The organism is Streptococcus sp. SP1 (assembly GCF_030440005.1).
Lineage (GTDB): Bacteria > Bacillota > Bacilli > Lactobacillales > Streptococcaceae > Streptococcus > Streptococcus parasanguinis.
The window spans coordinates 1-7,929 of the sequence record NZ_JAQFJJ010000031.1 but is presented as its reverse complement, the minus strand read 5'-3'; the positions used below and the strand labels follow the sequence as shown (position 1 = coordinate 7,929).

Here is a 7,929-nt window from a genome sequence, read left to right as displayed (position 1 = left end):
AGGGAGACAACTGTTTTAAAATCGGAGTGATGACCGCTCTATCGATTTCGCTTGATTTATAGCTACTTGGCATATCTAACAAAAGTTTAAATTCATCAATCTTGAACTCTTTTCGTCCAACCGTTCGCCACTGTTTCAGAAGTCTATAAGCGGTTTTTGCGTAAGTCGAGCGAATGGAAGTAAACTCTTGCAACTCATACTGAGTAAAATTTGCTGATAACTTATTCAAAATATACTCAAAAAGAGGGGATACAGAAACTTGGGCTTGCATGTCTGACAAATCATCTTCCCATTCAACTTTGAAACGTGTAAAAAGTGGCATGTATTCAATAGAATTCTTTGTTTTCTCGATGTATCTTAATTGAGAGATGTTATTTGCTAGGCTATCCATTGTGTCGTAAAATCGCTTATTGTGTTCGATAGAATAGTTTGCCAATTCTGCCAGTTGATGTTTATCGAAAATAAGGTCAGAAGTGCCTTTGTCTCTTGCTTTTGTAATAATCGCAAAAAAGAAATTCATCTCTTCTGCTGTCCATTTTCTCATGATAACCGTGTTTAAATCGTTGTGATGCTTAACTACTTCATTAGCCATTAAGAACTCCTTTTCATTTCTTCTTAATTATACCACCAAAAACTTTATAAAGCAAATATTTATATTTGTTCTTAATAAACCGACATTTCTACACCCATAAACCGACATTTCTACACCCATAAACCGACATTTCTACACCCATAAACCGACATTTCTACACCCATAAAACTCGAAAACCCTTGGGACTCTAAGGTTTTCGGAGGTGTTAAATATATTATTAAACATATATATAAAATATATATAAATAAGGTCTCACTTCGTTTCGACCCCAAATCTACACCTTCGTTTGATTTTTTGAGGCTTCGCCTTAGAGCCCTTCGGCTCTCGGTCGCTTCGCTCCCAGAGGGCTTGCGCCCTCTTTGTTTAGCAGTCAATCCAACATTTGTGATCTTACGACTTACTTTTTGTTTTAAACGCAACACAGCTGGCCTACAAGGGAGTATAAAGCTAGAGGGGAGATGATGGCTATTTACACTAGATGAATTCTGTAATTTAGATTATAAAGCCAATGGAAAGACGGCTAAAAGCCGTCCGCTTTTGGTGTAGATGATATATTTCAGTTAGCGAATTATCTATCTGCTAAGATCGAGATCATCTCTTTCAAATGCCCTATCTCTATCCCCATCTTCTAGTTCAAGATCCTTTCTCTGAATGATCTTCTCAGCAATCTCCTCACGTTCTTGATCTGTCAGATAATACTCTTGATCCTGTAACCTAGACCTGTATTTGTTTCTATCTTCAATTACAGCCGTTAATTCTTTAGACAAATTATCATTTTCTCTAAGCAAACCAGCCATTTCTTCTTTTAATTTTGCAATAGTTGCCCTCAGACGTTTCACGATTCCTAAGCCAAGAATTTGCTCTTTAAAATCGTTCAACAACTGCATCAACGGACCTCTATCAGCTCTACGGGCCAAATCGTCGAAATCTTTCTCTGGGACCATGACGTAGCGCTGTTTTTCCTCGCCAAATCCTTTCTCTTTGATTCGATAGTTCCGCTTATCGTCGATTGGTTTATCTGCAATCAGCTGCATCTTCAACATTGCATCGACAGTTTTATCTTCGATTCGTTTCATATCAAGCTTTTCAGACTCGCTCATGATCTCATCGTTCATCTGCTTAATAATTCTAGCTTGTTGCTTCTTACTAGCTTTAAAAGCTTCATCTCTTTTTTGGATCATTTCTTCTTGTTTTTGGAACATTTCTTCTTGTTGTTTCAATCTCTCGTTTAACTCATTCATCTTTTCTTCATGAGCCTTTTCTTCGCGTTGCATTTTAACAATCTGACTTGATTTTCGATTCTCAATATATTCCATCGCGTCTTTATATTCGCGCATATCCTTGATATCATTGGTTTGCCCAGCTTTTCGGTCAATTCCGATTTCATGGACAAACTCATGCAGACGATGGACTTCTGCATCTCTAAAGGACTTGAATTGTTCACGACCGCTTGGCCCAAACCCTTCTTGTTCCAGAGCCTTTCGGAAAGAAGGTTGTACTGCAAGCCCATTTTTGTAACCAGTTGCCATCGGAACCACGTTGAAATGGGCGTGAGGGGCCCCGGATTCGTCCAAATGGACAATCGCGTTATAAATGGTCATATTGTCATGACGCTCGTTAAAATCGACCACATAACGTTTTAGGATCTTTCCTACCTCTTTCTTTTCTTCAAAACTTAATTTCTCCCAATCGGCTTTGTTTCCGACGGCCACGATGAATTCTCTTTGCAGGTCCAAATTTTTGGACTTTTGGACGTGTTTATAATAATCATCGATTTTCCGATCTTTGCGCTTTTGTTTTTCGTTATAGGAATTCAGCGCATCGTCGAAGAGTTCGTGATAAACATCTTTAATATCGCGTTTGAAAATCTGAATATTATATTTCGATTTTTCGCGCTGGATGTGTTTGTGAGCATCGCTTTTAAATTCTTTTTCTGACAATTCGCGATTGTTATGTCGGATATTTGTTTGCTTTGGATTCGTCTTGAAAGATAATGTCATTGTTTTATCCATCGTATTGTAAACCTACCTTTTAATTTAAGAGTTACTAATAGTATGCCAGCTTTTGTTAAAAATAAAGATAAAACAGAAGAAAAAACACAGTTAATAAAAATAATGGGCAGATATAGAAATCCATACTTTGCCTATCTCATGGGTTTATATATAAGTCCATGAAAAATACAAATAATGGGATATATAGTAGACCACGAAATAATAAAATCATGGAACATGTATAAGCCCATGATTTATATAAAAGATGGACTACATATAGGCCCATTATTGGGCTTAAACGTGGTCCAGTATACAAAACCATTAACTAACTTTAAAAATGCGCAAGGTAGCCCGAAAAACGGGCTAAGACGCAGCGCTATCGCTATTCTGCGTCGCTATTGTCGATTGAAAACAGACGTAAAAATAATAATCTACAGTCGGGATTTAGCAGGAGTTTCTGTTACTCTTTGGCAAAGAGTAACGTTTTTGCACCTTTGACATTGCTTCGCAACGTACAAAGGTAAAACGCTCCTGCGGAGGACTTGGGTTGCACCCCTTTTTTGTCCCATCATGGCCCAAAAAATTCACTGCGTTTTTCGGCCCACTTTTGTGGTCTCGAAAAAAAAATCGGCGCGAACAACGCACCGAAAAAATTGCAGTGGGCAATTTTTGCTTGCCCATCTTTTGCTAACAAAATAAGGACCTATTAGATTAAAAAAGCGAGGATATGTACTGATCCCAAAAGTTAGATTTTTTTCTGTCTAACTTTTGGAGTGCAGTACATTTTCAACTCTCTTATTTATTTTCTTATCTCACATAATTACTTCACATATCCAGGCTCATCAAATTCATTTTTTTCAATAACATATGCCACATTTGCATCCTTATTGATCAAAGAACATATATCTATTAAACTACAAAAGATCTCTGACCGCAAAATTCCGTTAATTTACAACCTTATTCCTACTTTCTATTTTACTTTTCTGACAGATAAGATTATAATAAGAAGTATTTATTTTCGGAGGTTTTTATGTCATTTCTATCAAAAAATTGGGCAGGACTGTTAGTCTGTCTGATCATTTCTATCATCTCTTGGGTTTTAGGAGGCTTTCTGCCTGTTGTGGGAGCACCTGTTTTCGCCATTTTTATCGGAATGATTCTCTACCCCTTTCTCACTCCCTATAAACAACTGGACGCTGGTTTGACTTATAGCTCCAAAAAATTGCTTCAGTATGCTGTTATCTTGCTTGGGTTTGGACTCAATATCTCACAAGTTTTCGCAGTTGGAAAATCTTCCCTTCCTGTCATCCTCTCAACTATTTCAATTGCTTTGATTATAGCTTTCTTTTTCCAACGCTTTTTTAATCTGGATACAAAGCTAGCTACCCTGATTGGTGTAGGCTCTTCTATCTGTGGCGGTTCTGCCATTGCAGCGACTGCTCCTGTTATTCACGCCAAGGAAAAAGAAGTAGCCCAAGCCATTTCTGTTATCTTTTTCTTCAATGTCTTGGCAGCTCTTATCTTTCCAACTCTAGGTTCTTGGCTCCATCTCTCCAACGAAGGTTTTGCTCTCTTTGCGGGTACTGCGGTCAACGATACTTCCTCTGTAACAGCCACAGCTAGCGCCTGGGATAGTCTGTATCATACCAATACTCTAGAATCTGCAACCATTGTCAAACTGACTCGTACCTTAGCTATTATCCCTATTACTCTCTTCCTCTCCTATTGGCAAAGCCGTCAACAAGACAACAACCAAGGAGTAAAGCTTAAAAAAATCTTCCCCGTTTTCATTCTCTACTTCATCCTAGCTTCTCTGCTAACTACCGTCCTTACTTCTTTTGGTGTTAGCAATAGCTTCTTTTCACCTCTCAAACAGCTCTCCAAATTCCTCATCATCATGGCTATGAGTGCTATTGGTCTCAAAACCAACCTCATTGCTATGATCAAATCCAGTGGAAAATCCATTCTTCTTGGAGCCCTTTGCTGGATTGCTATCATCCTGACTAGTCTTGGCATGCAATTACTCATCGGTATCTTCTAAGAAAAAAGGGAGCCTAAAGGCTACCTCAGAACGTAGACAGACGTCATTTTTGGCGTTTGTCTTTTTGTATGTTCAAAGATATTTTGTCTTATCATCTACTATTCCATCCAAAAATCTGATTTAAAGCAAAATAAAAAGGGATATTCCCTATCCATTTCACTTATTTTTCTATATGTTGTGGTAGAGACAATTTTGGGACAACATCAACTTTCCGAAAAATTGGTCTTTTTCTGAAAGAACTATCTCAATAGCAAAACAACCCCCAAACCCTTAGCTCTCAAGGGTTTTCTTATGGTCTATCGTCTACAAAATCAACTGAAAAAGCGTCAGAATGCTCGTCTCAGCACCGAATATGCGCGGTTTTTGAATAAAATGCAATATTTCATCAGGAAAGGAAAAATACTTGCGACAGTTTAACTAATCAGCCAATTAATGAACTTGGGGTGTTCAAGAAATCTTATCAATTAGGGGATAAAAATAAATTGGAAATAAGACCAATTATTAATATATAATTATTTGACTTTTTGTTTTTTAGAGGGTAGAGTCAAATTGAAGATGATCCCGATACAATATAATCTTATTGGAGGTGTTTATTAAAAAGAGAATTTGTTTTGTTGCTTTGTTTTATTAAAGAAAGAGTGAAAACGATGAAAAAAATATGCAAAGTTATTACAATTTCTAAAAAGAAAAAAGTTGATAAAGAACTTATAAAGGTTTTACTTGTATTTGTAATAGGGGTCGTTTTGGTATTATTAATTCCTATACTTTTTAGTCTTTTTATAGTTAAGTAAGTTTGGAATAATAAATAGTAGAGCTTGTTCTGAGGGACAGGCTCTACTGATTTTTTGAGAATCCATCAAGTAGACCATGGAATAAAGTAAGCGGTCATGATATAATAACAAAGCTATCGGAAAACCGATTGCGTACCGTGAGGTTCGTGAGAGGAGGTGATAGTCGTGAGTTACTTAATCGAGCTCTTCCTCAATGTTATGGCAAATGTGCTGGCATACTTCATTTGCAAATGGTTAGACGATGAGGAATAACGGTAGCTAGCCTAAAAACACCCGTTAATCTGCAAAGAACGTAAAAAAAGCCCTAAGGAACTGGCATTCCTTAGGGCTTTGGTGTAGCCTTGAGTTACTTAATCGGCAAAGACATTATATCACGTTAGAGGGGTACGTGTCAAAATTTGTGTTACGATTTAGGTGAGGTATCTCAGCGATATGGTCGGTATGTGAATCTCATTTCCGTAGGGTGCAGTGCCAAACAACTCATTTTTCTTTCGTCTTTAATACTTTATATTCCGTTCGACAAACTTGAAGTTGTTTATTTACAGTACTCCTCTATTTTGTAGCTATATTCTTTTAGAAGTTCCCGCGAATAAATTTTTTTATTTTTTGAATCTCTAACTTCTTTCCAAAGGATAGCCGCAACTTTTAACTTGTTGGAGTAATGATTGCTAAATTCATCTGCACAAAAGTCTTTTAGAAATTGATTCCATTGGCAAGCTGAATTATCATACTTAGCGTAGTCTGACTCTCCATAGTATATTTTAATCATATCTTGGATTGTAAAATTTATGTTGTTGTCCCGTTTTACTTTTCGCCAAGCTGTTGCCATATCAGCATTAAATTTAAACGGATTAACACCTGTTACAGCTGAAAAATAATCACGAAATTTCTGATTAAAGGAAAACCCACATTCAAGTAATGATGTATTTAGGGTTATTATTTCGGTTTGATTTTTGTTTCTTATCCTCAAAAATTTTTCTATTCTATTTCCCTTAAAATATTGTTCTATAATATGATTTAATTCTTTTTTTGTACATCTGTATTCTAATCCAAGGTACTTACAAATTTGTGAAAGTTCTTCTCGATACCAGTAGTAGCTGTTAAATTCTTCAAATGATTTTATATCTCTAAAATCAGGTCTATTTTCTTCCAAATGCTCACCTCTACAACTCCAAGTTTATCTTATTATACCCAATATACCCCTGCCACATAAAGCTATAACAGAAAAATATTACAATCTTGTAATTACTGTATTTCTATTAAGCTTAACTTCACTCACATATAACTAATTAGTTATTTTTTTGAAAACAAACGTTGCCACCAGTTCTTCTTTGTTTCTAACAGTAATGTTTCATTTTTGATAGTCAGTGCTCCAATAAGCTGGAGTTGATTGTTATTAATCTCTAACATTTCAGCAATTTGTTTATCTTTTTGCTCAATTTGAGAAACATAAAAGCTACGTTCAGTCTCAAAATCAGCACGAATTTGCTCAATTTGCTCTTGCAATACAGTTTCTACACGATTGCTAGCGTCATCTACATTGCTAGCATCTGTGTAGCTGTCTTCTACAATACAGCGATCGATTATGTATTGAGTAATTGTTTTGTTCTCGTTTTTAGCTAAATATACGAGTTTCTCCTTTTGTTCTTTTGAAACTCTCACGCTGATTTGAACGCTCATTTTTTCTCCTAGGTGTATTTATTTGCTACACAAACATAGCGCTATGTATAGATACATTTTAGCATATTCTATACAATTCTACACACATTTCATGGAAACACTTAAACAATCAATTTTGAAATTGATTGTTGTCTTCCTTTCTCTGTTAATCTGGCTATAGATGCCATAGTATATTTTTATTTTTTGAGAAAGTTTTTATCGAGAATCGATTTTAAGCTCTGAAACGTGATTAAATAACAGTGAAAAACGGAGTGAACTATCTTCCGAGGGTAAATATACCACCCTGACCTTTAATGTCTTAAAACATAATAAAACAACTATAAAATGCAGCTAAAAATCGAAGCCCTATTTTTTTACGATTTAATAATATAACTAAGCTATTAACCTAGTTAAAATTGACGCAAATAAAAAGACGGCTTAACCGTCTTTTTTCAAATTCTCTACTTTTGCTTTCAACTCGTTAGCTCTTTTCTCTTGTTCAGGGGTTAGAGGTTTCTTTTCGTAGTTAGGGTTGTGGTAAGCTGGCACGTTTGTCTTGCTTGTCTTTTTGCTTGATTTTGCTTTATTAGACTTTTTCGGTTTTGGTTTATTGAATTTGTCTGGATCATACGTTCCAGTCACTTCTTTTTTCCAAGTAAATTCATATCCTAAAACTGGATTTCCACGCTTTTTTGACTTGATTTTTTTGACTTTTAAATCCTCAAAATAGGGAGACAACTGTTTTAAAATCGGAGTGATGACCGCTCTATCGATTTCGCTTGATTTATAGCTACTTGGCATATCTAACAAAAGTTTAAATTCATCAATCTTGAACTCTTTTCGTCCAACCGTTCG

General features: G+C 35.9%; 5 protein-coding genes and 1 pseudogene. 1 reads left to right on the top strand and 5 read right to left on the bottom strand.

All coding sequences use genetic code 11. From position 1 onward, the window contains the following. Both PCY07_RS10300 and PCY07_RS10295 read right to left on the bottom strand, forming a co-directional pair. The coding region (locus tag PCY07_RS10300; protein ID WP_301556740.1) for a replication initiation protein at positions 1 to 592 on the bottom strand (592 nt) is incomplete at its 3' end. Between the two features lie 572 nt (positions 593 to 1,164). After that, positions 1,165 to 2,592 carry a plasmid recombination protein gene (locus PCY07_RS10295; protein ID WP_301556739.1) on the bottom strand — a complete coding sequence of 476 codons (1,428 nt, stop codon included), beginning with the start codon at positions 2,590 to 2,592 and terminating at the stop codon, positions 1,165 to 1,167. Between the two features lie 1,021 nt (positions 2,593 to 3,613). Here PCY07_RS10295 and PCY07_RS10290 point away from each other — a divergent pair. Then, entirely contained in the window at positions 3,614 to 4,624 is a 1,011-nt protein-coding gene (locus tag PCY07_RS10290) for a YeiH family protein (protein ID WP_301356707.1), read from the top strand. Positions 4,625 to 5,950: 1,326 nt separating this feature from the next. On the opposite strand, the gene PCY07_RS10285 is transcribed toward PCY07_RS10290, so the two are convergent. From PCY07_RS10285 to PCY07_RS10275, 3 genes and pseudogenes are all read right to left on the bottom strand, one after another. Beyond that, the gene (locus PCY07_RS10285; RefSeq protein ID WP_301356706.1) at positions 5,951 to 6,568 is read right to left on the bottom strand and encodes an SAP domain-containing protein; all 618 of its coding nucleotides are present in this window, start codon (positions 6,566 to 6,568) and stop codon (positions 5,951 to 5,953) included. A 140-nt stretch (positions 6,569 to 6,708) separates the two neighbouring features. Next, the gene (locus tag PCY07_RS10280) at positions 6,709 to 7,095 is read right to left on the bottom strand and encodes a hypothetical protein (protein ID WP_301356705.1); all 387 of its coding nucleotides are present in this window, start codon (positions 7,093 to 7,095) and stop codon (positions 6,709 to 6,711) included. Between the two features lie 417 nt (positions 7,096 to 7,512). Further along, positions 7,513 to 7,929, bottom strand: a pseudogene (locus PCY07_RS10275) (RepB family plasmid replication initiator protein); the annotation flags it as partial.

Bases quoted from the DNA above. Each gene is read 5' to 3' on its own strand.
- PCY07_RS10295 (WP_301556739.1), bottom strand. From the start codon at position 2,592: ATGACATTATCTTTCAAGACGAATCCAAAGCAAACAAATATCCGACAT.
- PCY07_RS10290 (WP_301356707.1), top strand. From the start codon at position 3,614: ATGTCATTTCTATCAAAAAATTGGGCAGGACTGTTAGTCTGTCTGATC.
- PCY07_RS10280 (WP_301356705.1), bottom strand. From the start codon at position 7,095: ATGAGCGTTCAAATCAGCGTGAGAGTTTCAAAAGAACAAAAGGAGAAA.